We start from the raw sequence: 26332 nt of genomic DNA, 5'->3' as shown, positions 1-26332 counted from the left end.
GTCCAAGCGAAGCTTGAACGGCTTTCAAACTCGATGAGGATACGTAAGGGAATCATTCCCTTACGCGGGGGTTTGGGGGCGGCGCCCCCAATTTCCCCCACCCACCCATCCAGCACTACCGCGCTGGGGCAGGCCCCCAATTCTTCCCCTCCCCCATCTCGCCGCCCAGCCCCTTCGCATAGCCCACAAAAAAAGCGCCCCGGAAGCCGGGGCGCATCATCCTGTATCTCAAGGAAGGGCGTTTTTTTAATCAGACAGCCACGCACATGCGCGCTGCGGGAAGTCGGTGACTAAACCAGTGACGCCCCATGCGGTAAGCTGCTGCATGTCGTTCAATTCGTTAACCGTGTAGGGGTTGATGGCAAACCCAGCTTCACGAACGGCGGCGACATTCTGCGCATTGAGTCCCCGAAAGCCGGGATGCCATGCATCGGCCAAAGCCGCATGAAGCATCTCGACGGGGTCTCCAGCAAACGCATGCGGGGTCAGTGCTCCCGTCAGCACGTGCTTGGCTCTCGCCTTACACTCGCGCACATAATCATGATTGAATGAAGAAATAATAACCTGCTCGTCCATATTGAGTGCAGAGACAGTCGCGAGGACCTTGCTAACCACATCCTTGGCAAGGCTGCGGGGGACGTCATGAGAAAGGTCTTTGATCTCGATGTTCACCCACATCCCAAGCTCACGAGAAAGCGACAACGCTTCCTGTAAGGTTGGAACGGAGTACTCAGGGTCAAGCTCATGCCCACAACGCTCCCACTGCCGACCTTCATGTGGCTTGCCACAAAAGCGACGCGGAAAAACGTCTGCACTCAGCTCCTTGATTTCACCAAGGGTAAAGCGCCACGGCACCTGCGGAGCATTGTCCTTAAACAGGGGATGGCAGCTTGCATTTGTTGAGCGCAACAGGTTTAAATCATGAAGAATAATCAGCTCACCATCTTTGGTCAGCTGCACGTCTGTTTCCCATCCATCTGCACCGGCTTCATGGGCCATGCGCAGAGCTTTGAGAGTATTTTCCGCAGCGAGAGAACGCCCGCCACGATGCCCCCAGACAAGGGGCTTCTCGTGAATAAGTGAAAGCGGCTTCATAGCGTAAAAAACCTTATGAAAGCATGCTGTGGGCAGAGCGCAAGACACTGCCCACGCTTTCAGGTCTAGTGATTGAGAATCTGCTCAAGGAAGACACGGCTACGCTCTTCGCGCGGGTTCGTGAAAAATTCCTTAACTGGCGCATATTCGACAATCTGTCCGTGGTCCATAAAGACCATAGTGTCAGCCACTTCGCGGGCAAATCCCATTTCGTGCGTCACGCAAATCATTGTCATGCCCTGCTCTGCAAGCTCGCGCATGACGTCCAAAACTTCCTTAATCATCTCTGGGTCAAGCGCAGAAGTTGGCTCGTCAAAGAGCATAATCTTCGGCTGCATGGCCAAAGCACGGGCAATGGCGACACGCTGCTGCTGACCACCAGAGAGCTGGCCCGGGAACTTGTGGGCCTGAGCGCCAATACCGACACGCTCAAGGTAGTTGTATGCAATTTCTTCGGCCTGCTTGCGCGGCATGTTGCGCACATGCACGGGACCGGAGATAACGTTTTCAAGAATGGTCATGTGCGGGAACAGGTTGAACTGCTGAAAAACCATACCGACTTCGCGACGAATCTGCTCAATGTGCTTTACGTCGTTGGTCAGCACAGTGCCGTCAACAGTAATCGTGCCTTCCTGATGCTCTTCCAGTCGGTTCATCGTTCTGATGAGGGTCGACTTGCCAGAGCCAGAAGGGCCACAGACAACCACGATTTCCCGTTCTTTCACCTGAAGATTCACGTCCTTCAGGACATGAAACTGATCATACCATTTATTCAGTCCTGCCACGTCGATGACTACGGGGCGATCGCCCAGATGAGTGGCAGTGTGTGTATGTGTACACGTCATATTTCGTTCCCCCCTACTTGTTGGCAGAAGGCATTTTTCGTTCAAGATGTCGGCTGTAGCTGGACAGTGCGTAACACAAAATCCAGTACCAGAAGGCAATAAACACATAAGCCTCTTCAAGACGTCCAAACCACTTGGGATTAGAAGTCGTTGCAAAGGCAATCTGCAAGAGGTCAACAAGACCAACAATGCCAACCAGTGAGGTATCTTTCAAAATGCCGATAAAATTGTTCACCATTGGCGGAATCACGATACGCAGGGCCTGAGGCAAAATAACGATGAGCGTTTTTTTCCAGTAGCCCATACCCAGCGCATCAGCAGCCTCGTACTGACCTTTGCCGATACCCTGCAGACCACCACGGATATTCTCAGCCAGATACGCCGAGAAGAACATGGTGATACCGACCATCGCACGGAGCACCTTGTCCAGCTCCATGCCAGCGGGCATAAACAGCGGCAAAACAACAGAAGCCATAAACAGAATCGTAATCAGCGGCACACCACGAATAATTTCGATGTAGGCCACACAAAACGGCTTTGCGATAGGCATGTTTGAGGTTCTGCCAAGGGCCAGAAGCACACTGATTGGAAATGCAGCAATCATGGCCACAATGGAGAGCATGATGGTCAACATCAGGCCACCCCAGTAGTGCGAACCGACAACGGAAAGACCTGTGCCCATGCCGCCATGCACCAAAGCAAAGACAGCAAGAGGCGACAGCAGCCAGACAGCGCGAATCCATTTGGTCCGGCGGAAAGAGTGCACCAGCGTCAGGCAGACCAGAACGACGACAATACACAGGGCAATCAAGGGACGCCAACGCTCCTCGGCCGGATACACACCAGTCAGGAACACAGGCCACATGTCGCGGATAAAGCCCCATGCTGCGCCGCTGTGCTGTTTGGCAACAGCCGGGTCCAGAGTCACGGTGGCGTTCACCACAGCCCAGTTCAAAAATGGCTTCAAAAACGACCAGATCACCCAGCAGGACGCCACGGTGAGTACAGCGTTATACCACGGGTACAAAAGATTTTTTCGCACCCAGCCAATAACGCCAACCTGAGTTACCGGCGGCTGTCTATCAGGAATATGTTCTGCCATGACTACCTCTCCACCAGCGCAACTTTGCTGTTATAGATATTCATGCCGAGCGAAATACACAGTGAGATACACAGGTAGACGCCCATCCAGATGCCCACGATTTCCACAGCCTGACCAGACTGATTCAAAATCGTGCCACCAATACTCACGAATTCAGGGTAGCCAATGGCGACAGCAAGAGAGCTGTTTTTGGCAATGGCGAGGTATTCGCTTGTCAGCGGGGGAACAATGATACGCATGGCCTGAGGCAGAATGACCAGACGCATAACCTGACCTTCCCGCATTGCCAGCGCGCGAGCGGCTTCACGCTGACCTTTGGACACAGCCTCAATGCCGGAGCGCATAATCTCGGCATTAAATGCAGAAACATACACAGTCAGGCCAACAACCAGCGCAGTAAATTCTGGAGTCAATCCAGTTCCACCGCGATAGTTAAAGCCCTTGAGTACAGGAAAATCGAGAGAGAATGGGGTTCCGGCAATGATCCACGCCAAAGCCGGAAGCCCCACCAGCAGGCCCACGGAGGGCCAAAAACACTTTCCGGGAATGCCCCTTTCGTCACGCAGGCGGCGGGATCTGCGGAAAAGCAGCCACACACCACACAGGGCAATAACCAGCGCAGCACAGAACAGCCAAGCACCCTGCTGAGGAACAAATGCGGGCAAATACAGACCGCGCTTGTTCAGGATAAGCCATCCGCCCAAGTCAAGGGACTGCCGAACGCCGGGGAGTTCCTGCAACACAATGAAGTACCAGAAAAAGAGCTGAAGCAGCATAGGCAAGTTTCTGTTCAGCTCAACGTACCAGCGGCACAGGTTGCTCAGGAGCCAGTTAGGAGACAGGCGACCAAGAGCAATGAATAACCCCAGAAAGGTTGACGCCACACAACCAATGAGTGTGACTTTGAGTGTGTTTGCCAGACCCGTTGCCAACGCCAGCAGGTAGCTGGAAGATTCCGTGTAGTGCGCAATCTCAATGCTGTCGTGCACGAGGTACAAAGTCAGCAGGGGCAAGCCAATGCTGAACAGCAAACACAGTGCGAGCCACTTTGTTCTCAGCGGCTCCTTTTTCGTATCTTTCTTGATGCGGCGTGAAATCCACCGCGAAATGCCAAGCCCAGCGGCAAGGCTCAGCACAAACCACAGCACCCCGCCCTTTGGCAGAAGAACGCCAGTCACTTCGCCAATTCTGAATCCTGCTTCATTTTTCAGAAAGCCAAACCCAGAGCTAATGCCTCGGGTTTCCAGATTCACAAGGGTATTGTGGTAGAGAGTTACGCCAAGCCACACAAAGGCAGCCAGCAGAAAAATCTGAAATGTCCAGGCCCTTCCCTCCTGACTTCGCCAGAACGGGACCTTTTCATTGGGGGTCTTTTTTTGGGACATGAGTCAACCCTGTTAAACAAACAGACCAAACAAAAGCATCCGTCACAAATGCTTTTGGGCAAAAAATGGTGAAAACCCCGCACCAAATAAAAAAATCTGGTGCGGGGAGTCGTGTTCAAGCTCGATTCTAGCGGAACGGCGGAGCGTACATCAGGCCGCCCTTGGTCCACAGTGCATTGAGGCCACGGTCGAGGCGAAGAGGTGTGCTCTTGCCAAGGTTGCGCTCAAAGATTTCACCGTAGTTACCAACTGCCTTCAGCACGCGGACAGGTGCGCCCTGGTCAAGACCAAGGTCCTTCCACAGGGAACCTGTCTTGCCCAGCATACGCTGAACTTCGGGGTCCTTGCTGTTTGCGTAGAATTCATCAACATTCTTGGAGTCGATGCCCTTCTCTTCTGCACCAACTGTCAGCCAGACAGTCCAGCGCACAACGTCAGCCCACTGGTTGTCGCCGTGGCGGACAACAGGACCCAGAGGCTCCTTGGAGATGACTTCGGGAAGAATGATGTGCTCATCAGGGTTCTTCATGAGAGAACGCTGAGCAGCCAGACCGGAAATGTCGGTGGTGTGCACGTCGCAACGGCCAGTGTCGTAGGCCTTGCGGACGTCAGGCTGCTTGTCAAAAACAACAGGAGTAAAGTTCATGTTGTTTCTGCGGAAAAAGTCAGTGATATTCAGCTCAGTTGTGGAACCAGTCTGGAGTGCGATTGCAGCGCCATCCAGCTCCCTTGCGCTCTTGATGCCAAGAGACTTACGCACCATCATGCCCTGACCGTCGTAGAGGGTCACGGCCGGGAAATCAAAACCCAGCTTGGTGTCGCGGCTCATGGTCAGAGACGTGGTACGGGAAAGAAGATCAATCTCACCGGACTGGAGGGCTGGCAGGCGCTCCTTGGATGTCAGCGGAACAAATTTGATCTCAGAAACATTGACAGCAGCCGCCACTGCACGGCAAAAATCAACGTCAAAACCAATGCGTTTGCCATTGCTATCCAAAGAAGAGAATCCAGGATTTTCAATGTGCGTGCCACATTTCAGGAAGCCGTCCTTCTGCACGTCCTGCAAGGTGCCCGCCTGTGCAAACGAGGCCATAGCAAGAACTAAAAGTCCGACAAGAGTCAGTCGAAAACGAACCATAGCATTTTCCTCCGCCCCCATGTAATACAACGACACAAACATGCGAGGGCCGTGTTTGCTGCATGTCATCCACATGCGGTTTGTGCCGCCTCCACCCACAAAGCCTCTTCAGCTGTAGACGAAAAGCTCTGCTGAGATGCCCTAAAAGCAATAAGCTCTCTCAGCAATGCTGGTTTTCTCTACACTGTTGCTTTCAAATCTTCAACTGGTTTAAACCAGATTTAACGCTGTCATCTGACAGACAGGTGACGGAAATATTGCGATTCCTCGGCATGAACACCTTTCACCACTGAACACAACGCATTATGAAAAAAAATTGCTTCTACACCATTGTGCTCGAACACATTCTCTCCCTTATCTCCACAGGGGAACTCATGCCCGGAGACAAGCTCCCCTCCGAACGCGCCCTCTGTTCCGCCCTCGACCAGAACCGAAATACGGTCCGCCATGCCCTGCTCCTCCTCCAGCGTGAAGGAAAAATCTTTCGGCTCGAACGCAAAGGCTGGTATCTCACTCCGACCCGACTCGTGTACAACCCTGCAAACCATATCAACTTTGCCCGACTCGCTGAATCTCAGGGACGTAAGGCACACTGGACCACCATCGACAACGGTATCGTTCACGCTTCCAATCTTACAGACACAGGCGGTGACGAAGGCTTCCCCAGCGGCACTCCTGTTTATGAAATGGACAACGTGTTCTCGCTCGATGGCCTCAAGGTCGCCTGCGTTAAAAACTACATCCATGCAGAACGACTCCCCGGTATCATCCCCAAAACCGCTCACACAGGCATGACTCAGGTCGCCGAAGAGCAGTACAGCACGCCCCTGATTCAGCGCCGACTCCTCATTCGCCCCCTCCTCCTCCCTAAATTCGTCACCACCGAACTCAGCATCACCCCCGGCTCCCCCGGCGTCTACGTCCGGCGCATTAAAACCGACAGCAACTCCGTCGTCCTCACCGTCGAACACGAGTACTGGCGATTTGACGCTATCGAACTCCGTGTCGATCAATAAGATTGGGGGCCAGCCCCCAAACCTCCGCGTAAGGGAATGATTCCCTTACGTATCCTCATCGAGTTTAAAAACCGTTCAAGCTTCGCTTGGACGGCTTTTAAACTTGGGTGAGAATGCGATAAAAAAGTCTTTCTCTTCTGCGAATTCGCCACCATTTTCTTTCTGAACGCAAGCGTTCAGAAAGAAAGGATTGGAGCGGAAAGAAAAAAAGCACACGCCCAGTTAATTAGACCGAAAAAAAGGGGCCGGATGAAGGGGAAAGCCAAAGGCTTTCACTCATCCGGCCCCTTTTATTTCGGGCGAACTTGGGATTCCCAAGGGCCTCGTCCTTGGGCGGGGTCAAGGGGCGGCGCCCCTTGCAGGGTTTGGGGCAGCGCCCCAATAAAACAACACCCGCCCGCCCTGCGCCTTTGCAGGGTTTGGGACAGAGTACCAATACATCTTGCCCCTTCTAGTTACTCAACTCATCAACAACGAGCTGACCCATTTTGCTTCCACCGAGGGGGGAATCCCCGGCAGCAGCAATGTCGCCAGTGCGATGCCCGGCGCGTAAGACACGCTGTACAGCATCCTCAATGACCTGAGCTTCATCCTCAAGATTGAAGGAATAACGAAGCATCATAGCCATAGAAAGAATGGACGCCAAAGGATTAGCTTTGTCCTGACCGGCAATGTCCGGGGCGGAACCATGAATAGGCTCATACAGCCCGACACCACCACTACTCAAAGAGGCAGAAGGAAGCATACCGATGGACCCCGTGATAACCGCAGCCTCATCGGAAAGAATGTCGCCAAACAAGTTGCCAGTCACAATGACGTCAAACTGATTGGGATCACGAACAAGCTGCATCGCTGCATTATCAACATAGAGATGACTCAGCTCGACTTCGGGATACTCGGTGGCAACTTCTTCGACAACGGTGCGCCAAAGGCGGGACACCTCAAGCACGTTAGCCTTGTCTACAGAACACAAACGCTTGTCACGCTTCATGGCGGTTTCAAAAGCGAGACGTGCAATGCGGCGCACCTCGTCTTCGTTGTATACCATCGTGTTGTAGCCTGTGCGCAAGCCATCACGGACTTCCTGCCCCTGCGGCTCACCAAAATAAATGCCACCAGTCAGCTCACGGACGACCATGACGTCAATGCCGTCCTGAACAATGTCGGGGCGAAGGAAACAGGCTCCGGCAAGCTCAGGGAAAAGCTTTGCTGGGCGCAGATTCGCAAAAAGGCCGAGAGCCTTGCGAATGCCAAGCAGACCAACTTCGGGGCGAACTTCAAGGTTATCCCACTTGGGACCACCAACGGCACCAAGAAAGACTGCGTCTGCGGCCTTGCAGGCATCAACTGTATCCTGCGGAAGAGGATGCCCAGTGGCATCAATGGCGCAACCACCAATGAGATGCTCAGTGCAATGCAGCTCATGCCCAAACTTCTGGGCGACAGTTTCGAGAACGGCAACAGCCTGCTTTGTGATCTCCGGCCCGATACCATCACCGGGCAGAAGTACGATATTCAATTTCATCGTGATGTCTCCAAAAAATCAGCTCTGTGTGACGAAACGCGCCACGGACCGCAACTATTTTCCCAGCTTCTCGCGAACGTAGGGAATCAGACCACCCTTGTCGACGAACTCACGCATAAACTCAGGAAGCGGCGGGAACGGGACAACTTTCCCAGTTGTGACATTGGTCACTGTTCCGGCGTCCAAGTCAACGGCAACCTCGTCGCCATCGCCAAAGTTCTCAACATCATCGCCAAGCTCAATGAGCAAAAGGCCCATGTTGAAGCTGTTGCGATAAAAAATGCGGGCAAAAGAATGCGCAATAACAACAGGCATACCAGCGCCAAGGATAGAAATGGGGGCATGCTCACGGGAAGAACCACAACCGAAGTTCTGTCCTGCAACCATGATGTCGTTTTCTTCGACACGGTCAACCCACCCGGCTTCAAGGCCTTCCATGCAATGTGCGCCAAGTTCCTTTTCGTCAGTGGTTACCAAAAAACGGGCTGGGATGATGGCGTCAGTATCAATGTGATCGCCAACTTTATGTGCTTTACCCTGTAAGGTCATTGTCTCCTCCAGAAATTATCTCGTCAGTACGGCCCGCAGCTAGAGCTTGCGCGGGTCAGCGATTTCACCAGCCACGGCAGAGGCGGCAGCAACAGCCGGATTGGACAGGTAGACCTCAGATTCAAGGCTTCCCATACGGCCCTTAAAATTCCGGTTGGTCGTTGCAACGGCAACTTCTCCATCAGCCAGAATGCCCATGTGCCCGCCAAGACAGGGACCACAGGTCGCAGGACCAACAATGCAGCCTGCATCCATAAAGGTCTCAATGAGTCCCTCCTGCAAAGCCTGTTTCCAGATACCGGGCGTTGCGGGCAGAACAATAGTCCGGGTGTGGCGGGAAACCTGACGCCCTTTCAGTACGGCAGCGGCTTCACGCAAATCGCTAATGCGCCCGTTGGTGCAGGAGCCAATAACGACCTGATTCACCTTCACGGGTTTGACGTCCTCAACAGGATGAACATTCTCAGGCAGATGCGGACAGGCAACCTGCGGAGACATGCTGCTCACGTCAAAATTGACGACTCGCTCATACTCAGCGCCTTCATCGGCAACCAGTACCTCGTCATTGCGGCCACGGGCACCAGTGTAGGCCAGAGTCTTCTCGTCAACAGGGAAAAGGCCACATTTGCCACCAGCTTCAATAGCCATGTTCGCAATGGTCATCCGCCCTTCCACACTCAGCTCGCTAACCGTGCTTCCGGCAAATTCCAGAGCCTTGTACAAGGCACCAGAAACGCCAATCTTGCCAATCAGCGCAAGAATCAGATCCTTTGCACCAACGAACTCAGGAAGCTTGCCTTCAAAGACCGCCCGAATCGTCGGGGGGACCTTGAACCAGGTCTCGCCAAGGGCCATGCCACCAGCAACGTCTGTGGAACCAAGACCAGTTGCGAATGCGCCAAGGCCGCCATAGGTGCAGGTATGGGAATCCGCACCAATCACAATGTCGCCGGGACCTACAAGGCCAAGCTCTGGCAGAAGAGCGTGCTCAACGCCACAGTTTCCACCTTCGTAGTAGTGCGTAATCTGCTGTTCTTCTGCAAACTCACGGGTATTCTTCACCTGAATTGCAGACTCAATGTCTTTCTGCGGGGTAAAATGGTCCATGACCAGCGCGACCTTGTCGCGATCAAAGACCTTTTCGGCACCCATAGCCCGAAAGGACTTAATTGCCAGCGGTGCAGTGATGTCGTTTGCCAAAACCAGCGACACGTCACACTGGACGATCTGCCCAGTTCCTTCGATTTTCTGATCTGTGTGTCGCTGCAGGATTTTCTGTGCGAGTGTATGAGCCATTGCTCTTAACCCTCCGAGTTCTTTTTATCGAGTCTGTTCAAAGCATTCAGGTATGCTCGTGCACTTGCGGCAATGATATCGCGATGCGCACCACGTCCAACAGTGCTGTACCCGTTTTCTTCCAGGTGAACGGTTACTTCGCCCTGAGCGTCGCCGCCACTTGTAATGGCGTTAACGCTGTAGCGCTTGAGTTTTGGAGCACGGCCAACAATTTCGGAAATTGTGGTAAACACGGCATCAATGGGACCAGTTCCCAGAGCTGCGTGCTCGCGACGCTCGCCTTCGACTTCCATGACCACTGCGGCGTTCGGGGGGACGCCGACATCACTGGACTGCACAGAGAGGTGCAGCAGCTTGTACTTGTCTGGAATACGGTACACTTCTTCGAGGATAATTGCCTCAATATCAGCGTCGTAGATACGCTCTTTCTTGTCTGCGAGACCTTTGACAGCCTCAAAAACAGTCTGGAGAGCGTCATCATCCAGAGAGTAGCCAAGTTCTGAAGTTTTTCCCTTGATGGCATTACGGCCGGAGTGTTTGCCAAGAACGATATCAGTCTTTTCGCGGCCCACGGATTCGGGAGTCATAATCTCGTACGTTTCGCGGTTCTTGAGCATGCCGTCCTGATGGATGCCGGACTCATGGGCAAAGGCATTTGCGCCAACAATAACCTTGTTTGCCGGAATGGGCTGACCAATAATCATGGAGAGCAGTCTACATGTTGGGTAAATGCGCTCTGTTTTGATATTGGTTTCAACCTGGTAGTATCCGTTCCGGGTTTTGGTTGCCATAACCAGTTCTTCGAGAGCTGCATTCCCTGCGCGCTCTCCAATGCCCGAAATTGTCACCTCTGCCTGTCTGGCTCCGGCCTGAATGGCCGAAAGCGTGTTGGCAACGGCCAGTCCAAGATCGTTGTGACAATGTACGCTAAAAATCGCCTTATGACTGTTTTTCGCATGCTCAATGACATAGCGAATCATGTCGCCGAATTCCTGTGGCTGTGCATAGCCCACGGTATCGGGAAGATTGATTGTGGTTGCCCCAGCTTCAATAGCCGTTTCCGTTACCTTGACCAGAAAGTCCCAGTCAGAACGGGATGCATCCTCGGCCGAAAATTCTACGTTTGGGGTGTAGCTTGCGGCACGCTTTACTGCGGCCTCTGCCATTTCGAGTACCTGCTCCGGGCTTTTGCGAAGTTTGTACTTCATATGCACAGGGCTGGTGGCGATGAACGTATGAATTCTGGGGTGTGCGGCGTCCTTGATTGCATCCCAGCAACGGTCAATGTCTTGGGGCATAGACCGACACAGGCCTGCGACCTGAGCATGTTTCACGGTCTGGGCGATCTTGCGCACGGCTTCGAAATCACCCTGGCTGGCAGCAGGGAAACCTGCCTCCATGATGTCAACGCCGAGCTTTTCCAGCTCGCGCGCGAGACGAACCTTTTCGTTTTCGCTCATGGTTGCGCCGGGGGACTGCTCGCCATCTCTCAGGGTGGTATCAAAAATATATACGCGATCGGACATTGTTCTCTCCTCAAAACTGTTTCAAGTTCTCTTCTTGCTTATGCGTTAGCCTCTCCGGGAAGAAAAAGCTGCGCATAGAAGAGGACCAAAAGAGTTTTCCCACATTCTTCTTTTCGCGACAGAGGGCTGCATTGCGCCTCCTCCTCTATTGTATAAAGTTCTTTTCATTTGGGTACAAAAAAAGCTCCGGTTCCTTCTCAGAAAGAAGAAACCGGAGCTTGTGGTTTGTACTTTTTACGTATGGACCAAGAGTTTATTCGTTACTCACTGTGTCCAAAACATATGTTTCGCTAGCTCGCGTTCCGGACACCCAGCAACCTTGTGAACCTGCGAAATAGGAAAAAAATCGCAGATCCGCACATAATGCGAATAATCTCAATAATGCTAGAAATGCCAAAAGCGCCCTTCTCAGCAGAAAAGGACTGAACAGCAGCACAGAAAAAAGCACACATCAGGCCAGCAAAAGCGACCGATGCAGCAACAGAGTTCAACAGGGAAGCGAGCACGACACACGTCACAGCACAGAGAGTGGCTGTTGCCATCATCTGCTGCATGGGGGAACCCCCGGCTGTTGCGACACGCTGTCTCATGGAACTCTTCCTTGGGTAAACACTCAGTTTAAATGCCCTGCGTAATGCACACAGGCGCTGTTAAGCGCATGTATTTTCATACGCAATTGCTGCTTTTCAAAGCGAACAGAAAAAACATAGTCTGCTTTTCTTTAAAAGGTCAACAGGGAAAATGCGACAAATTCACTTGGAGTTTCATAGGAGAAAAAACGAAAGGTGTATTTCCCCTATTATTCCTCAAGCTTAAAGTCCTGCTCTTTCCGAGAAGGTCCCATCCACAAAACAGCCATTGCAACTGGTCCAAGGCAAATACCAAAAATCCACCAAGCAACCGCATTCCTGCCTTTTTTTTCTGCCAGCTCAGAGCAGTACATTGCTGTCATGAATAAAAACACAAAAAAAACGATAAACCACGCAAGCATAACAAGAGCGACACAAGATTCTACCATTCAATAACTCTCTCTTCTCAAAATCAAAATACAAATCCCCTTCTTTTCGACACAAGCTACAAAAACTCAGGGTTCCATTTAAATTTTATTTTTTTCCTGAAAAATCTTTTTGAAATACGCGATTTTTTTCCTGACAGAAACATCCTGCTTTTCACCCACTGGCGAAAGCAGGACGACATGAACACAACGGTATTTTTGAACAACTTTGGTCGCTCCAAGTATGTCAAAATATCCCTTGGCCAAGTCTTCCTTCTCTGGATTTTTCCCTACAGGGGTCAATCCAGTTTCTGTGAGCATATCGCTCATATCAACATAGCGACTCTGGCTTATTTTTAAATTTTCCCAGATGTCTGAGCCTGGAGCGTCCTTTTTCATTTTTTTTGCAAACGGTGCCTCGTTTACGAGCACAAGAACCCAAGCAGGAGTAGCGCTATCCCTATACACATAGACACGACCATTACCCCAACCCCAGTCACCACGCAGCACAGTCCTCAGGGAATAGCTCTTGGCAATTTCATATTGCGCACTGTTCGTCACAATGATGTTCTCATCAACTAACGCTGTGCTCGGCTTAGGCTGACATGCGCACAACACAAAACAGGCCACACAGAGAATTATGATTTTTTTATCAAACACTCTCATCAGTCTTCCTCCTGCTCAACATACCGAAGGCACCGCTCAGCTTCATCAATGTGGCTCTGCCTGCGGTTCTTCAGACTCTTGTCTTCTTCCGAAATGATGACAACATGTATCCCCTTCTTGGGATTCAGCACTTTGGTATAGTAGACAATATCAACAGGAATATCCTTCAGGGCATTCGGGTCAAAATGACCAGTCCGGTCCCAGACAACATGAAATTTGGTGTCAGTAAACCAATCCAGTTCATATCCATACAGGCAGTACTTTCTGTTCATAAATCGAAACGTTTCGCCTTCACCCCAAAAAGTATTTCTGCAATCTGCGTAGCCCAAAACAATAAGCAGCCATGATTTCAGTTTTTCATTTCTATAGATGTATGTTTTTTCAATGCCATAGTCTGTTCTCGTCTCGACTATGGCGCTTTTCACGAAATCTTTCTGAATAATAAATTCATCATTATTCACAACAAATCGATTTTCATACACATCCGTCGTCAGGGGTTTCATGTGACATGCGCTCACCAAAACACAGAGTAGAAGTAGCCCAACAAACCGTTTAACCATGACTCACATTCCTTTTACTTAGCGACCCGAGTGAAGCACTGCTGCGCAGCCTCAATATGGGAGGCCTTTTCCGGAGCACCTTCATCCTGAGCTGAGGCAATAATCACAAGGATACTGTCTGTTTCATTGAGAACTGATTTATAAAACACAAGGTCAAATACCCGGTCTGCAAGCTCTGTCACGTTGAAATCAGGAACATCCTGTTCAAGGATGCGGACGTCTTTGTTTTCGAACCACATCAAGTACGCGTCTTCCAGACTGGCTGAATTTTGAAAAAGGTCTTTGGGATCTGTTGTGCCACCAGACTTCTTCTTATTCGGGACAGTTGAGGTACACACAGCAACAATAATCCATGAATTAAGCTCACGGGATTTGAAAACAAAGCTCTGGCTTTGTGTAAATTCACCCTGAGTTTCAACAAGAGCCTGCCGCTGAAAATTCTGAGCAATTTCATACTTCACGTTATCCACAAACAGGGTGTGGTCCTGCACACCATTTGCCTCAGAACTCATAAAAATTGCGCAAAAGACGACATACAGCGTGCGTAATCCCACAAAACTCATGATTTCCCTGCACCGCCCGGCTGGAGGCTCTTCTTGCTCAACGACTTTTCAGCATCGAAAAGATGTGATTTCAGATCCGGAGATTTCGTGTCAATTTCAGAGACAATGTAGAGGGAAATACATTTCTTGTTGCTCATGAGTTTACTACAGAATGTTATGTCAACAGGAAGTTTAGCAAAGCGTTTAAGGTCTACATCATCTTTTCTTTTATCAACGATAGTCCATGGCCTGACATCAAACATGCTAAAGTACCTGAGTCGAAAACGTCTGCAATTTTTATCTAAATCCTTAGAAGATCCATCACCATAATACTCAGCGGTGTATTTGGCATTTTTAATAATAACAAAAATCCACGATTTCAGAGATAAATCTTCAAACATATAACAACGATGTTTCTGTTTTTCTTCGTTGTGTTCAGCTATTGCTACAAGTTGAAAATTATCCGCTATTGTATACTGCTCATTATTTACAACAATAATATTATCTTCAACTCCGACACTGAGCGGCTTGAGCTGACAAGCTGAGAGTAAAACACACAGAACACCGAGTATCAGGACTTTTTTCATCATTCATCTCCTTATTGGACAGCCTCATAGCACAAAACAGACACAGGCCAAACAGGCTTTCTTCCTCATCACTATCTACAGCAACTTACTCGGAATACTGTTCAACACGACATGAATATCACCCAAAGACATCACTACATGGACGTCTTTGCCGAAAAAAGCATTGCGGTACAAGCTGTTACAGCAGCGTTCGATTCGGCGCCCCTTTACTCGGAAAGCTTTCTAAAGCCCTGTTCCAGCTCTGAAATATGCGATTTTTTATCTGGAGAATTTTGATCAATCACGGAAATGAGGAAAACAGAGACAGCTTTTCTGTCACTGATAAGCTTGTTGTAATACACAATATCCACGGGCTTTTTGCTCAATTCTGACATTTTGAACTCTGGGTCATACAGCTCTACAGGCTTCCACTTTCGGACTTCAAACCAGTAAAACATCCTGTCGAGATACTCCCCCCTTTTTTCCTTGAGCTCGCGGTTCTTCCCACTCCCATAATACTTGGCTTTAAATATTGGCAGCTTCTCATTGAGGATAATCCAGGACTCCAGCTCTGGATTTTTATAGATGTAGCATTTTGTCCGCTCATAGGACTTGGGTATTTCCACAATTGCGGCAAGATGAAATCCCTCGCCAATAGTGTACCGTTCACTGTTCAGCACCAACGTGGTCCCATCAATCTTTGTCTGCAATGGACCAGAAACACACGCACACAGCGCAACGCACATTGCAAGTAATCCCAGGGTCTTTTTCATTTTTACTCCTCCATTGCACGGCTCTTTAGCATAAAAAAACCACAGACCAAACACCTCTTGGCCTGCGGTTTTATCTCCAGCAAAAAAGTCGGATTACTTGTCACAAAAACAATACTGCCGCTCTACTTTGATTCAACAATCACCACACCATTCCCCACAAAAAAAGCCCCCAGCCAAAGGCCAGAGGCTTCATATTCCCGTGCAGGGGAAAAAACGTTCTCGTACTAGGAGCGAGACGCCACTTCGGTCAGACCTGTGCGGCGCTCCATCTCCAAAACAATCTGTTTGATATTGGTGATCCGTGAAACACGCCAGATACCATCCTTTGCCTGCAACTGGAATTCCACCTGAACAGGCTTCTCTTCCTTGGACAGGGCAAGAACGCTCGTCGCATATGCGATCTGCTCTTCGCGCCGGACATCAGGTTTCAACCCAAAAAGCTGAACCAGCGCAATGCAGGTTTTCTTTATGCCAAGCGTTGCGTGCTCAAACTCGTCAACAGATGACGAAGCCGCCGCAAACACCCTGAGCGATTCTAAAACTGTGTTCCGAATGGTTGTGCGCATCTCGTCCGGGTTCCCTTTCAGCTCACTCAGTCCAAAAGCGCCCCCCAGACCGGGACTGACTTGCCCCACTTTCTGGAGCGTCGATCGCTCCCCAGCTTTCATGCTGTCATTCATAGCCTGTTCAAGCAGCCCATCAAGGTCGACGTAACGCTGGAACATGTCCACATTCCCACTGGCTACGGCTTTGCGCACCTGAAGAAGTGAATAGGTCGGCGTCATAGTCCAATAGCTCCATGCGCAGGCAGCACAGACGAGCAGCAGCACGAGTACTGCGGGTAACTCTCTGTTCCCCTTCATACGACCTCCTTTATCGTGTACAGAACGGGCCTCGCAAACAGGTCCCGATGGTGTCCCATCGTACCGCCCGAGTCGCTGGACTCACCGTCTGGCACTTCTGAAGTCTGTCTTCCCCTCCTTTTTTGAGATACAGTTTCCTGACCGTCCTTCGCCGGGCGGCTCACTCCGGAACGAATACCTCTCGCCGTGTTCTCTTGGGTGCAGCCAAAAAAAAGACGAGTTCCAAGCAGTCTTAAAAAACTGCTCATATACTCAGCATTAAATAGCCCCATACCTTTGGGAGCGCAACAAGCAAGACTCAAACTGTGGTAGAAAAAGCGCCCGGCTTGCTCCAAAAATACAAATACGGTACCGCCTTCCCCATCATGACACACAACGACTCCCCCACGCCCAAAGCAGCCATCTCCACCCAGCTCCCTATTGATGACGTCCTGCCAGAACTCCTGCGAACTCTGGGCACGCACTCCTGTGCCGTGCTTTCTGCCCCTCCCGGAGCAGGCAAAACAACTCGCGTCCCTCTGGCCCTTCTCAACGAAGAATGGACCCGCGGGAAGCGCATCCTCATGCTGGAACCGCGGCGCATTGCAGCACGGACAGCTGCCCGCTTCATGGCAAAGGAATGTGGAGAACCAGTCGGCAAAACAGTTGGCTACAGGGTGCATCTGGAGAACAAAACCAGCCGGGAGACACGCATTGAGGTCGTTACCGAGGGCATTTTGACCCGTATGCTCCAGTCTGACCCTGAACTTTCCGGTGTTGCCTGTGTCATTTTTGATGAATTTCACGAACGAAGCATTCACGCAGATCTCGGCCTTGCCCTGACCCTTGAGACACAGGAGGTCTTTCGCGATGACCTCAAAATTCTGGTAATGAGTGCAACCCTTGATAGCGCTCCGCTTCAAGTCCTTTTGGACAACTGCCCCGTGCTCAGCTCTCAGGGACGGAGCTATCCAGTCAGCACACAGTTCACCCCGCCAGTTCGGCAGGATGCACGCATAGAGGACACGGTCAGCCTTGCCGTACGCCACGCCCTCAGCCAGGAGCAGGGAAGCATGCTTGTTTTCCTGCCGGGAGCACGAGAAATTCGCCAGACAGCAGAACGACTTGCCGACCTTGAAGGACCAGCACTTCACATTCACCAGCTTTTTGGAGCACTTTCCCACAAGGAACAGGATGCGGCCATTGCCCCTGCTCCAGCAGGCGTCCGTAAAATCGTCCTCTCCAGCGCAATTGCTGAAAGCAGTCTGACAATTGAGGGTATATCCATAGTGATAGATTCAGGACTGGCCCGTGTCCCACGTTTCCACCCCGGTTCTGGCATGACACGCCTTGTCACGGAACGCGTTTCTCGAGCTTCTGCTGACCAGCGGCGAGGCCGAGCGGGTCGTCTTGGTCCCGGCGTTTGCTATCGACTCTGGTCAGAACACGAAGACCGACAGCTTAAAGACTTTGCATCGCCTGAAATCCGTGAGGCAGACCTTGCCCCGCTGGCGCTGGAACTCGCCAACTGGGGAACGGAGTCGCCAGAAGAGCTGCGCTGGCTCGATGTTCCACCTCAGAGCAACTTTTCTCAAGCCCAGTCACTTTTGCAGCAACTGGGCGCACTTGATGCGCATGGCCACATCACGCCTCACGGCACGTCCCTTGCTGCGCTCCCTCTCCACCCACGGCTTGCCCATATGCTTTTACGAGGCAAGGCAGAAAAGGAAGCGAGCACGGCATCCCTGCTCGCGGCCTGTATCTCGGAACGGGACATGAGCAGAAATCCAGACCTTCGCCACAGACTCGCCCAGTTTCAGCGCGGCGCCGCTTCTGGACGAATTCAGGAAAGCGCACGCCGTCTCGCAGCTCTCGCTGGCATAAAAAAGCTTTCAGCACCGCACCCAGATGCTGCGGGAATTCTTCTGGCCTATGCATATCCCGACCGCATTGCACAGCGCGTTGGTCCCGGTCAATTTCGACTTTCTCAAGGCCGCGCGGCATGGCTCCCCGAGGATGAAGCCCTTGCCCACGAAGATTTTCTTGTGGTTGCAGACCTTGACGGAAATGGTGTTCGTGCCCGGATATGGCGAGCGGCCCCTGTTTTCCGCGAAGAACTGGAGCAGGCTTTTTCCGAGGCCATCACCGAAAAAAGCTGTGTCGGCTGGGACAGCAAGACTGAATCCGTCATCGCCCGGCAGCAAAGCACTCTTGGCAAGCTTGTGCTCCGCGATGCAGCACTCAAGAATGTTTCTGATGAAGACCGTTCACAGGCCGTGCTTGCCGGAATACGTCAAATAGGCCTCCATGCCCTGCCATGGGACAAGGACAGCACGAACTGGCGGGAGCGAGTCTCTTTTCTTCACGCCCTTGATGCTCCCGCCCCGTCTGAATGGCCTGACCTTTCGGACGAGGCCTTGCTGGCGAGCCTCGAAGACTGGCTTCTCCCCTTCCTGACGGGTATCTCCCGCCGCAGCCAGTTTAAAAAAATACCGCTTATGGATGCGCTTTCGGCAATGCTTGGCTGGGATGGAAACCGCAGACTTAACGCTCTTGCGCCCCAGCGCCTGCAACTGCCCGACGGAACGCATGCGCGTATTGACTACGCTCAGGAAAGCGGTCCCGCGCTTCTGGTCAAACTCCAAAAAATGTTTGGCGTCACAGAAACACCACGCATTGCAGGCGGACGCTATGCCCTGACAATCCACCTGCTTTCCCCGGCCCAGCGACCGCTCCAGATCACCCGCGACCTCAAAAACTTTTGGGAAAACGGGTACAAGGCGGTTCGCGCCGAAATGAGAGGTCGCTACCCCAAGCACAAATGGCCAGAAGACCCGACCAACGGGTAATTTCCGACTGACTTAATCAAAAATAGCGCCTACTAAACTAGTCCAGAATCGCCGCACTTTGTGAAAAAACAACAAAACGAAAACATTCGTGGTGCTTTTTAGGCACCAAAGCCTTATTCCTACTTAAATAGTCTGATAAATCACTCCAATTTTTTCACTTTTTCTTCGTGATTTTTTTCTCCTGCTCACATATTTCCTTTCTCTCATAATATTAAAAAGCTTTTCTATATTTTATTCAATATTTCGTTTTATATAGTTTTCATTTTAAAGATTTGCATTTATTTATCCCTTTCATTCCAGCTTCTCGTCCTTTGAAACGCAATCAGCTCCAGCACAGAGTGCTTTTGCCCATTTCCTTATGAGCAGCAGACTCTTCACCTGCTATTCCCAGCGTTCTCCTTACAAACAGCTTCGCCTCGCCCCCTCTTCCCGCTCTGGGACATATTCCATCATCGCCAAACGTAAGAAAAACAGTCCGCAAAACATATGGCGATAATGGCAAGTGTTGCATATGCAGAGAGCACCTCAAACTTTTTTCTCTTGCGTTCATATACAACGAAGCCCCCTGTTGACCTCGAAGACGACTCCTCATAGAGAATCACACGAGTCTCAGAATTTCATCGCGGCCCAAACCCCGCGTTCACCGTATATTTTGCATACCGTAAGGAGTTTTATCATGGCGATACAGTGCGACACACAGATTCTTTCCATTCTGGATCGGGCACAGCAGGGCAAGGCACCAAGCAGAGATGAATGCGTCCAGCTTTTGGACCTTGCAGACAGCTCTCTTGAAGCAGCTATGATGCGTGGTGTGGCAGACAGCATTGCTCGCCAGCGATTCCATGCACCAATGTTGCAGGGACAGATCGGCATTGAATTTAAGCCCTGTTCTGCTGACTGCCAGTTCTGTTCTTTTGCCGAGAGCTTTACCCAGTTTGACCCATTCAAAATGGCCCCAGAAAAGCTACGTGAGCATACAAAGGCCTTTGCCGAATCAGGGAAACCGCTGACCGCGCTGTTCCTCATGATGCCACATGAGTTTGACTATGAATTTCTGCTGGATGCCGTACGGGACGTACGAAAAATCATAAGCCCAGAATGCCGGCTCGTCGTCAACATTGGCGACTTCACCGAAACGCAGGCCAAAGAACTGAAAGAGACGGGAGTGACTGGCGCATACCATGTGCTGCGCCTTCAGGAAGGAGTCTGCACCAAAATTAGCCGCGAAGAGCGCATCGCGACTATTGAAAACGTCAAGAATTCCGGGCTGGACTGGTATTACTGCTGCGAGCCTATCGGCCCAGAGCACAGCAGTGAAGAAATTGCAGATCAGATCCTGCTGGGGCGGGAATATGAGTGCTATCAGCACGCAGCCATGCGCCGTGTCAACTTTGGACACAGCCCACTCAAGGCAAACGGCAGTATTTCAGAACTGCGCATGGCAAATGTTGTGGCCGTCATTGCTCTGGCCATGATTGAAAACCCCGAACTCACCAGCATTGCAGTCCATGAGCCAAGCGGCGCAGGCCTGCTGGCCGGGGCAAACACGCTCTACGCCGAAAGCGGTGGCAACCCTCGCGACACGAAGGAAGAAACCTCGAAAGGTCGCGGGCATACCATGCAGAGCTGCGCAAAAATGCTGGAAGAAGCGGGCTGGAGCTTCTAGTTATCGTGAATTCGGCCAAGGAGAAGCTCTTCCCCCTGCTTTCCACCACGAGCAATCTGGACGAGCTTCTCCCTGTCCAGCACTTCGAGGCGCTTTTTCGTAAATTTTCCAATGATTTTTTTGGCGCGAAGCTCCTTGATGGCACGGGCTACCGTTGTCTGGTGAAGCCCCATCATGGATGCAATTTCTGACTGCGTAACGTCAGGAGAAAACACATCCTGATTCTGGTTTTCGTTCACCAGAGCCAAAAGAGACTGACACACACGCCCCATCGCATCAGCACAGGCCACGTCCGTGGTGTACGCATAGCTGATGGCTTCCTTGACCGCGAGAGTTGTAATCAGGTTAATCGCCTTTTCAGGATTCCGCCGATAGAACTCTTCGCTGAGCAGCAGCTCCCCCGGAAAACAGTACACAGAAACATCTGTCTGGCAGAGATAATACAGCTGTTCAATGCCCCCCTGCAAGGCTCCCAGCTCATTAAAGATACAGCCTTTTTCCTGATAGAGCAGCGTCCAGTCCTGCCCTGCGGCAGTGGTGACAACAGCTCGAATAATGCCAGACTTCAGCAGATAAAAGTTCTCGGCAGATGCAGGAATCATTTTGCCCTTTTTAAAGTGCTTCAAATTCCCGCAGTCCGGCAACTGCTCCCAGTCTTCGTTGATATTCAGCAGGTGCAAAAAAAGCTTGGCCAAGCCTTCGCGAACAACGATATCCATACGCTCTCCTCTCGTCTCTAGCCTTCCAGCTCTTCAAGTCGCCTAAGCCGCGCCATGTCGTACACATCAACATACGACGGCGTTACCTCTCCCAAGACCCCATCTTCACGCAGCTTTTTGAGTACACGGGAAACCGTCACGTGGTGCGTCCCCGCAAAATCTGCAATATCATTCTGGGTCATGGTATCCATATGCTGAAAACGAGGACTGTTCTCTTCCTCTGTGAGATCAAGAAGGACTTTGCAGACTCGTGATGTGCATTCATGGAAGTACATATTGTACGCCCGAAATGAAAACAGCACCGTTGTTTTGGCCATCGACTGTGTCAGGTCGACCATCAGATGCGGATACTTCGCAATAAAGTCGTAGTCATAAATTGCATATGCATCAAATTTGACAAGCGTCGCTTTTCTTCTGGCAAGAAGGTGCAAAAAACGGTTGCTTCCTGTTGCTGTTGCGCCTGCATTTGCAAAAGAATTTCGCCCGACATTGTATACAAGGCGCTCTCGTCCTGTATGTGCAGTACAATAAAACTGTACAACCCCATCAAGAACGAGCACCAGCTCTCTATTGGCGGGGACATACACTTCATCAGGGGCAAGCTCAAAGCGTTCCCCAGTTTCCAATATATCTCTCCAGCGAATATTCTCGTCAACAAGGTGTGGACGAAAGAACAATCGTTGCTTTGTAGAACCCACAGCACTCTCCGTATTGCCAATATGCGTTAACCACGACCGAAATATCGCACCATCTATTTTAAAAATCGGCAAAGTCAGATGGCAAATCGCCACTTTATTCCTGCCGTTTTAGCGTGCGCTATTTTTTTTTCGAAAATTCCGAGATAGTCAGCTCTTTATCTTGTGCAAAAGTGGCACAAGCGAATTTTCCCAACGATGACGCCACTCGCAAGAGAACACCGCAACGTCACATTCCCTCAAGCTGTTCCACGAGGGAAAACGACAAGCGAAATCTGGAGAGAGCAAATGACACTGAACACAATGTGGGATCTGTCCAGTGAGGACATCACCAAGCTTCACGAAGCAACACTGGACCTTTTCGAAACCACTGGCATCGGCTTTTTGTGCGACGAAGCAATCGAAGTCTTTAAGGCAAACGGCTTTAGGGTCGAAGACCATACGGTATTCTTCACTGAAGCACAAATTGCAAAGGCACTTGAAAGCTGCCCCTCTTCTTTCACCGTGTATGCCCGCAACGAGAAAAACAACGTTGTGATCGGCGGCGGAGAACCTGTATTCTCCCCCATCTATGGACCGCCTCACGTTGTTGACTTTGATGACAATCTTCGTCGCGGCACTCTCGACGACTACCATACCCTGACCAAGCTGGCCCAGAGCCTCCCCAACCAGGACATGGTTGGTTACCTGCTCTGCGACCCGAGCGACGTTGAGTCCACCAAGGCTCACCTCCACATGCTCTACAGCTCCATGGTCTACTCCGACAAGCCTTTCATGGGTGCCAGCACCCAGGCCGACAAAGGCGTCGAAGACATGATGCAGATGGGCGAAATCATTTTTGATTGCGACCGTGAGTACCTCAAAGAGCATCCATTCTCCATTTCCCTCATCAACAGCCTGACTCCTCTCCGCTACGAAGAGCAGTCCATCAAGGCTCTGATGGCCTGTGCCCGCAACCGCCAGCCCATGCTCATCGCATCTCTGGTAACCGGCGGCGCAACTGGCCCCATTAGCATGGGTGGCACCGCAGTGCTCCAGAACGCAGAAGTTCTGGCTGGCATTGTTCTCGCTCAGCTCATCACCCCCGGCACTCCTGTTATTTACGGCTGCGCTTCCGGCATCATGGACATGCGCACCGTTGTTGTTTCCCTCGGCGCTCCCGAGTTCCAGAAAATCCAGCGCATTGGCGTGCAGCTTGGTCACCATTATGGCCTGCCCTGCCGTGGCGGCGGCGGTCTGACCGAGTCCTGCGATGTTGACGCCCAGGCTGGTATGGAATCCATGAGCGCAACCCTGACCGCAATGGACCGCGGTGTTGACTTTGTTCAGCACGCTTCCGGTTGTGTGTCTTCCTACCTCGCAGCTTCCTTCAACAAGCTCGTTTTTGACGACGAAGTTTGTGGATACGGAAGAGATATGCGCAAAAAACCTGACCTGACCGACGAAGGCCTCGCTCTTGATGTCATCAAGGAAGTGGGTCCCGGCGGCGAGTACCTGACCAACATGCACACCGCAATGCACTGCCGCGATGCTGCATGGATGCCTGAACTGGCCTTCCGTGGCGGACTGGATTCCTACTTCGCTTCCGGTAAGCCCCAGTACAAAGACGCTGTACGTGAACGCGGCATGAAGCTTGTCGAAAACTTTAAGATGCCCGCAATCGACGAGGCAATTAAAGCCAAGCTCGATGCGTTCATGAAAGAAAACGGCTAGTTTTCGCTCGCTTATGAGCCGAAAACGGCATGGATTTTTCTGACGGAAACGTCTCGAAAAAAAGCGGTCATGCCGGCACTCTTCACAACTGGGGCACCCTGCCCCCTAAGGCTGTGAAAAACGTCGACATGACCGCACTGAAAGGCTTGCAGGACAGGTGCTCAGCAGATCGGCAAATCCGCACAGCACACTGCACTACGCAGAAATGAAATGACCGGGTACGGCAATACTCCGACATTTCATCCTGAAAAAAACCAGACTGCTTCCCCGGACAGGGCAATCGCTTAGAGGAGCGGCACGCGCGTGCGCCTCTGTATTTTTGGACTCACCGCCACACGGCAAGACCTCAGCAACACGCACCACTCGACCACACAAAAGATTTTGGGATGAATCCTTGTGGATCGAAGGGCGTCACATTCTGGCGGGAAAACCCTACGGTTTTGTTCAAAAAATTACAAGGCACTTCACACGCAGTTGGGATCACAAATCTCAATGCAGTCAGTTTCAAGTCTCAGTTCTTATCGATCGAAAAAATCCAGCATTGACCAAGGTAAAGCAAACACTCGTACCCTTACCAAAAGGACCCGCTATGTCTTCAAACACTGGAACTGGCGTTATCGACAAACGCGGTCAGACTGACAAGCTTCTTATAGGTGTCACGCTGATCGTTACTCTCTGCGCCATCGCATGGGCTGCTACTGACGCAGATGGATTTGTTGCTCTCATGAAGGGCGCAAAAGGATTTATGGCCGCCAACTTTGGCTGGTTCTTCATCCTGAGCGTTTTCCTCTTTATTCCGCTGCTGCTTTTCCTTGCCTTTGGCAAGTATAAGGATATGCGCCTCGGCCACGATACCGACCGTCCTGAATTTAGTACCTTCAGCTGGATTGCACTGCTCTTTGGCTGTGGTCTTGGTGCAGGTTACGTGTTCTGGCCCTTTGGCGAAGCGCTGTGGCACTTCCACAAGACGCCATACATGGCAGAATCCGGCTCCGAAGCTGCATACCTGGTCGCCAAGGGCGCTACCATGCTCCACTGGGGATTCCACCAGTGGGCAATTTACACCCTTGTTGGTCTTGTTATCGCTTTCCCGGCTTTCCGTCAGGACCGCCCCATGACTGTGTCTGGTGCTCTCTCCGGTATTCTCGGACCTAACGCATCACACACCCTCATCGGCCGCTTCGTTGAAATCATTGCTTCCATCACTGCCCTCTGGGGTGCTGCTGCAGCAAACTGCCTCGGCCTCATGCTCTTCTCCGTTGGTCTCAAAAAGATCTTCGGCATCGAAGTTGGCTTGTCTGGTCAGGCAATCATCATGTTCAGCATCATCATCGCCTACACTCTCGCCGCTTACTCCGGCCTGCACAAAGGCATCAAGATGATCAGTGACTGCAACGTTTGGGTTTCTGTCGCATGGTTCCTGTTCATCCTTCTCGCAGGCCCCACGGTCCTGCTGCTGAATGGCATGCTTGAAACTGTTGGGCAGTACCTGAACTACTTCTTCTCCATGGCTCTCTTTGCAGACCCATACAACACCTCTCACGGCTGGACGCAGGATTGGCCCATTTTCTACTACCTGTGGAATACCTCCTGGGCACCGTTCGTTGGTGGCTTCATCGCCCGTATTTCCAAGGGCAGAACCATCAAGGAATACATCCTCGGCGTTCTGGTTATCCCGGTCTGCGTTTCCTTCATCTGGTTCGGCGTTCTTATGACCGCCACCCACTACATCGACATGCACAGCATCACGAACCTGTGGGAACAGATTCAGATGAACCCCGCAAATGGCAGCTACGCTGTTGCAACGGCCTTTGGCGGCGGCATGATCGTCAACTGCCTGATCTTCCTCAGTGTTGCTGGCTTCCTGATTACCTCTGCTGACGCTGCTGCATTCTTCATTGCCATGCAGATGTCTCACGGTTCTCTGGAACCCAAAAAGAGCCAGGTTCTCCTTTGGGGCCTCATCATCGGCGCAATCTCCATCGTCCTGCTGAACACCAACGGCCTCGACGGCGTTAAGTTCGCAGGTATTCTGGCAGGTGCTCCATTCATGATTGTGGTCTGGGCGATGGTCTACTCATTCTTTAAGACACTAAAATTTGAGTACGCCATTTACAAAGAAAACCGCGAAAAAGAATTCATTGCCAAGCTCAAGACTCAGATTCTGGGTTCTGCAGAGAAAGAAACTCCTGCAAACACAGAAATTCCGATTCCCGCAGCTGCTGATTCTTCCGCTCAGCCCTCCAACCGGGCTTAGCAGAACATAAAAA

23 protein-coding genes are annotated in these 26332 nt (G+C 51.4%); 5 read left to right on the top strand and 18 right to left on the bottom strand.

Annotated elements, in window-relative coordinates; all coding sequences use genetic code 11:
• Positions 1-246 precede the first annotated feature (246 nt).
• From B5D23_RS03590 to B5D23_RS03570, 5 genes are all read right to left on the bottom strand, one after another.
• On the bottom strand, positions 247-1095 hold the full coding sequence (locus tag B5D23_RS03590) for a glycerophosphodiester phosphodiesterase (RefSeq protein ID WP_078684037.1): 849 nt from the start codon (positions 1093-1095) through the stop codon (positions 247-249).
• Positions 1096-1160: 65 nt separating this feature from the next.
• Positions 1161-1940: an amino acid ABC transporter ATP-binding protein gene (locus B5D23_RS03585; protein ID WP_078684036.1), complete on the bottom strand. Its 780-nt coding sequence runs from the start codon at positions 1938-1940 to the stop codon at positions 1161-1163.
• Positions 1941-1953: 13 nt separating this feature from the next.
• Positions 1954-3042, bottom strand: coding sequence for an amino acid ABC transporter permease (locus tag B5D23_RS03580; RefSeq protein ID WP_078684035.1), 1089 nt, complete (start codon positions 3040-3042; stop codon positions 1954-1956).
• Positions 3043-3044: 2 nt separating this feature from the next.
• Complete coding sequence (locus tag B5D23_RS03575) at positions 3045-4427, bottom strand: amino acid ABC transporter permease (protein ID WP_078684034.1); 1383 nt, start codon at positions 4425-4427, stop codon at positions 3045-3047.
• A gap of 127 nt (positions 4428-4554) precedes the next feature.
• Complete coding sequence (locus B5D23_RS03570; protein WP_078684314.1) at positions 4555-5565, bottom strand: amino acid ABC transporter substrate-binding protein; 1011 nt, start codon at positions 5563-5565, stop codon at positions 4555-4557.
• Between the two features lie 305 nt (positions 5566-5870).
• On the opposite strand from B5D23_RS03570, the gene B5D23_RS03565 reads away from it, so the two are divergent.
• Positions 5871-6581 (top strand): GntR family transcriptional regulator, encoded by a 711-nt coding sequence (locus B5D23_RS03565; RefSeq protein ID WP_078684033.1) that lies wholly within the window; start codon positions 5871-5873, stop codon positions 6579-6581.
• A 451-nt stretch (positions 6582-7032) separates the two neighbouring features.
• Here the strand turns inward: B5D23_RS03565 and leuB are convergent, their stop codons facing one another.
• From leuB to B5D23_RS03505, 11 genes are all read right to left on the bottom strand, one after another.
• Positions 7033-8106: a 3-isopropylmalate dehydrogenase gene (gene leuB / locus B5D23_RS03560; RefSeq protein WP_078684032.1), complete on the bottom strand. Its 1074-nt coding sequence runs from the start codon at positions 8104-8106 to the stop codon at positions 7033-7035.
• A 54-nt stretch (positions 8107-8160) separates the two neighbouring features.
• Complete coding sequence (locus B5D23_RS03555; protein ID WP_078684031.1) at positions 8161-8655, bottom strand: 3-isopropylmalate dehydratase small subunit; 495 nt, start codon at positions 8653-8655, stop codon at positions 8161-8163.
• Between the two features lie 39 nt (positions 8656-8694).
• Positions 8695-9951 carry a 3-isopropylmalate dehydratase large subunit gene (leuC, locus tag B5D23_RS03550; protein WP_078684030.1) on the bottom strand — a complete coding sequence of 419 codons (1257 nt, stop codon included), beginning with the start codon at positions 9949-9951 and terminating at the stop codon, positions 8695-8697.
• 5 nt (positions 9952-9956) lie between these two features.
• Positions 9957-11477 (bottom strand): 2-isopropylmalate synthase, encoded by a 1521-nt coding sequence (locus B5D23_RS03545; protein WP_078684029.1) that lies wholly within the window; start codon positions 11475-11477, stop codon positions 9957-9959.
• A gap of 799 nt (positions 11478-12276) precedes the next feature.
• Positions 12277-12495, bottom strand: a complete 219-nt coding sequence (locus B5D23_RS03535; protein WP_078684027.1) for a hypothetical protein — start codon at positions 12493-12495, stop codon at positions 12277-12279.
• Positions 12496-12573: 78 nt separating this feature from the next.
• The gene (locus tag B5D23_RS03530) at positions 12574-13131 is read right to left on the bottom strand and encodes a hypothetical protein (protein ID WP_144012527.1); all 558 of its coding nucleotides are present in this window, start codon (positions 13129-13131) and stop codon (positions 12574-12576) included.
• Positions 13132-13136: 5 nt separating this feature from the next.
• Entirely contained in the window at positions 13137-13697 is a 561-nt protein-coding gene (locus B5D23_RS03525; protein WP_078684025.1) for a hypothetical protein, read from the bottom strand.
• Positions 13698-13711: 14 nt separating this feature from the next.
• Complete coding sequence (locus B5D23_RS03520) at positions 13712-14260, bottom strand: hypothetical protein (RefSeq protein WP_078684024.1); 549 nt, start codon at positions 14258-14260, stop codon at positions 13712-13714.
• Positions 14257-14829 carry a hypothetical protein gene (locus B5D23_RS03515; RefSeq protein WP_144012526.1) on the bottom strand — a complete coding sequence of 191 codons (573 nt, stop codon included), beginning with the start codon at positions 14827-14829 and terminating at the stop codon, positions 14257-14259. Before B5D23_RS03515 ends, B5D23_RS03520 begins: the two co-directional genes overlap by 4 nt.
• A 203-nt stretch (positions 14830-15032) precedes the next feature.
• Positions 15033-15578, bottom strand: coding sequence for a hypothetical protein (locus B5D23_RS03510; protein ID WP_078684022.1), 546 nt, complete (start codon positions 15576-15578; stop codon positions 15033-15035).
• Positions 15579-15802: 224 nt separating this feature from the next.
• Positions 15803-16441 (bottom strand): hypothetical protein, encoded by a 639-nt coding sequence (locus B5D23_RS03505; RefSeq protein WP_078684021.1) that lies wholly within the window; start codon positions 16439-16441, stop codon positions 15803-15805.
• A 305-nt stretch (positions 16442-16746) separates the two neighbouring features.
• Here B5D23_RS03505 and hrpB point away from each other — a divergent pair, with 305 nt between their 5' ends.
• Together hrpB and B5D23_RS03495 are read left to right on the top strand one after the other, a co-directional pair.
• Positions 16747-19269, top strand: a complete 2523-nt coding sequence (gene hrpB / locus B5D23_RS03500) for an ATP-dependent helicase HrpB (RefSeq protein WP_234985062.1) — start codon at positions 16747-16749, stop codon at positions 19267-19269.
• 676 nt (positions 19270-19945) lie between these two features.
• Positions 19946-20935, top strand: a complete 990-nt coding sequence (locus tag B5D23_RS03495) for a biotin synthase BioB (RefSeq protein ID WP_078684020.1) — start codon at positions 19946-19948, stop codon at positions 20933-20935.
• Here B5D23_RS03495 and B5D23_RS03490 read toward each other — a convergent pair.
• Together B5D23_RS03490 and B5D23_RS03485 are read right to left on the bottom strand one after the other, a co-directional pair.
• Positions 20932-21654 carry a Crp/Fnr family transcriptional regulator gene (locus B5D23_RS03490; RefSeq protein ID WP_078684019.1) on the bottom strand — a complete coding sequence of 241 codons (723 nt, stop codon included), beginning with the start codon at positions 21652-21654 and terminating at the stop codon, positions 20932-20934. The genes B5D23_RS03495 and B5D23_RS03490 overlap by 4 nt on opposite strands.
• Before the next feature lie 17 nt (positions 21655-21671).
• Entirely contained in the window at positions 21672-22280 is a 609-nt protein-coding gene (locus B5D23_RS03485; protein ID WP_078684018.1) for a Crp/Fnr family transcriptional regulator, read from the bottom strand.
• Positions 22281-22637: 357 nt separating this feature from the next.
• Here B5D23_RS03485 and B5D23_RS03480 point away from each other — a divergent pair, with 357 nt between their 5' ends.
• Both B5D23_RS03480 and B5D23_RS03470 read left to right on the top strand, forming a co-directional pair.
• Positions 22638-24062, top strand: a complete 1425-nt coding sequence (locus tag B5D23_RS03480) for a trimethylamine methyltransferase family protein (RefSeq protein ID WP_159445891.1) — start codon at positions 22638-22640, stop codon at positions 24060-24062.
• A 589-nt stretch (positions 24063-24651) separates the two neighbouring features.
• Positions 24652-26319: a BCCT family transporter gene (locus B5D23_RS03470; protein ID WP_078684015.1), complete on the top strand. Its 1668-nt coding sequence runs from the start codon at positions 24652-24654 to the stop codon at positions 26317-26319.
• Positions 26320-26332 lie beyond the last annotated feature (13 nt).

It is taken from the genome of Desulfobaculum bizertense DSM 18034 (assembly GCF_900167065.1).
Lineage (GTDB): Bacteria > Desulfobacterota > Desulfovibrionia > Desulfovibrionales > Desulfovibrionaceae > Desulfobaculum > Desulfobaculum bizertense.
The sequence above is the reverse complement of the archived record's forward strand: the minus strand, read 5'-3'. Positions and strand labels throughout refer to the sequence as shown.

Coding starts and splice junctions, on each gene's coding strand:
- B5D23_RS03590 (WP_078684037.1), bottom strand. CDS start 1,095: ATGAAGCCGCTTTCACTTATTCACGAGAAGCCCCTTGTCTGGGGGCAT.
- B5D23_RS03585 (WP_078684036.1), bottom strand. CDS start 1,940: ATGACGTGTACACATACACACACTGCCACTCATCTGGGCGATCGCCCC.
- B5D23_RS03580 (WP_078684035.1), bottom strand. CDS start 3,042: ATGGCAGAACATATTCCTGATAGACAGCCGCCGGTAACTCAGGTTGGC.
- B5D23_RS03575 (WP_078684034.1), bottom strand. CDS start 4,427: ATGTCCCAAAAAAAGACCCCCAATGAAAAGGTCCCGTTCTGGCGAAGT.
- B5D23_RS03570 (WP_078684314.1), bottom strand. CDS start 5,565: ATGGTTCGTTTTCGACTGACTCTTGTCGGACTTTTAGTTCTTGCTATG.
- B5D23_RS03565 (WP_078684033.1), top strand. CDS start 5,871: ATGAAAAAAAATTGCTTCTACACCATTGTGCTCGAACACATTCTCTCC.
- leuB (WP_078684032.1), bottom strand. CDS start 8,106: ATGAAATTGAATATCGTACTTCTGCCCGGTGATGGTATCGGGCCGGAG.
- B5D23_RS03555 (WP_078684031.1), bottom strand. CDS start 8,655: ATGACCTTACAGGGTAAAGCACATAAAGTTGGCGATCACATTGATACT.
- leuC (WP_078684030.1), bottom strand. CDS start 9,951: ATGGCTCATACACTCGCACAGAAAATCCTGCAGCGACACACAGATCAG.
- B5D23_RS03545 (WP_078684029.1), bottom strand. CDS start 11,477: ATGTCCGATCGCGTATATATTTTTGATACCACCCTGAGAGATGGCGAG.
- B5D23_RS03535 (WP_078684027.1), bottom strand. CDS start 12,495: ATGGTAGAATCTTGTGTCGCTCTTGTTATGCTTGCGTGGTTTATCGTT.
- B5D23_RS03525 (WP_078684025.1), bottom strand. CDS start 13,697: ATGGTTAAACGGTTTGTTGGGCTACTTCTACTCTGTGTTTTGGTGAGC.
- B5D23_RS03520 (WP_078684024.1), bottom strand. CDS start 14,260: ATGAGTTTTGTGGGATTACGCACGCTGTATGTCGTCTTTTGCGCAATT.
- B5D23_RS03515 (WP_144012526.1), bottom strand. CDS start 14,829: ATGATGAAAAAAGTCCTGATACTCGGTGTTCTGTGTGTTTTACTCTCA.
- B5D23_RS03510 (WP_078684022.1), bottom strand. CDS start 15,578: ATGAAAAAGACCCTGGGATTACTTGCAATGTGCGTTGCGCTGTGTGCG.
- B5D23_RS03505 (WP_078684021.1), bottom strand. CDS start 16,441: ATGAAGGGGAACAGAGAGTTACCCGCAGTACTCGTGCTGCTGCTCGTC.
- B5D23_RS03495 (WP_078684020.1), top strand. CDS start 19,946: ATGGCGATACAGTGCGACACACAGATTCTTTCCATTCTGGATCGGGCA.
- B5D23_RS03490 (WP_078684019.1), bottom strand. CDS start 21,654: ATGGATATCGTTGTTCGCGAAGGCTTGGCCAAGCTTTTTTTGCACCTG.
- B5D23_RS03480 (WP_159445891.1), top strand. CDS start 22,638: ATGACACTGAACACAATGTGGGATCTGTCCAGTGAGGACATCACCAAG.
- B5D23_RS03470 (WP_078684015.1), top strand. CDS start 24,652: ATGTCTTCAAACACTGGAACTGGCGTTATCGACAAACGCGGTCAGACT.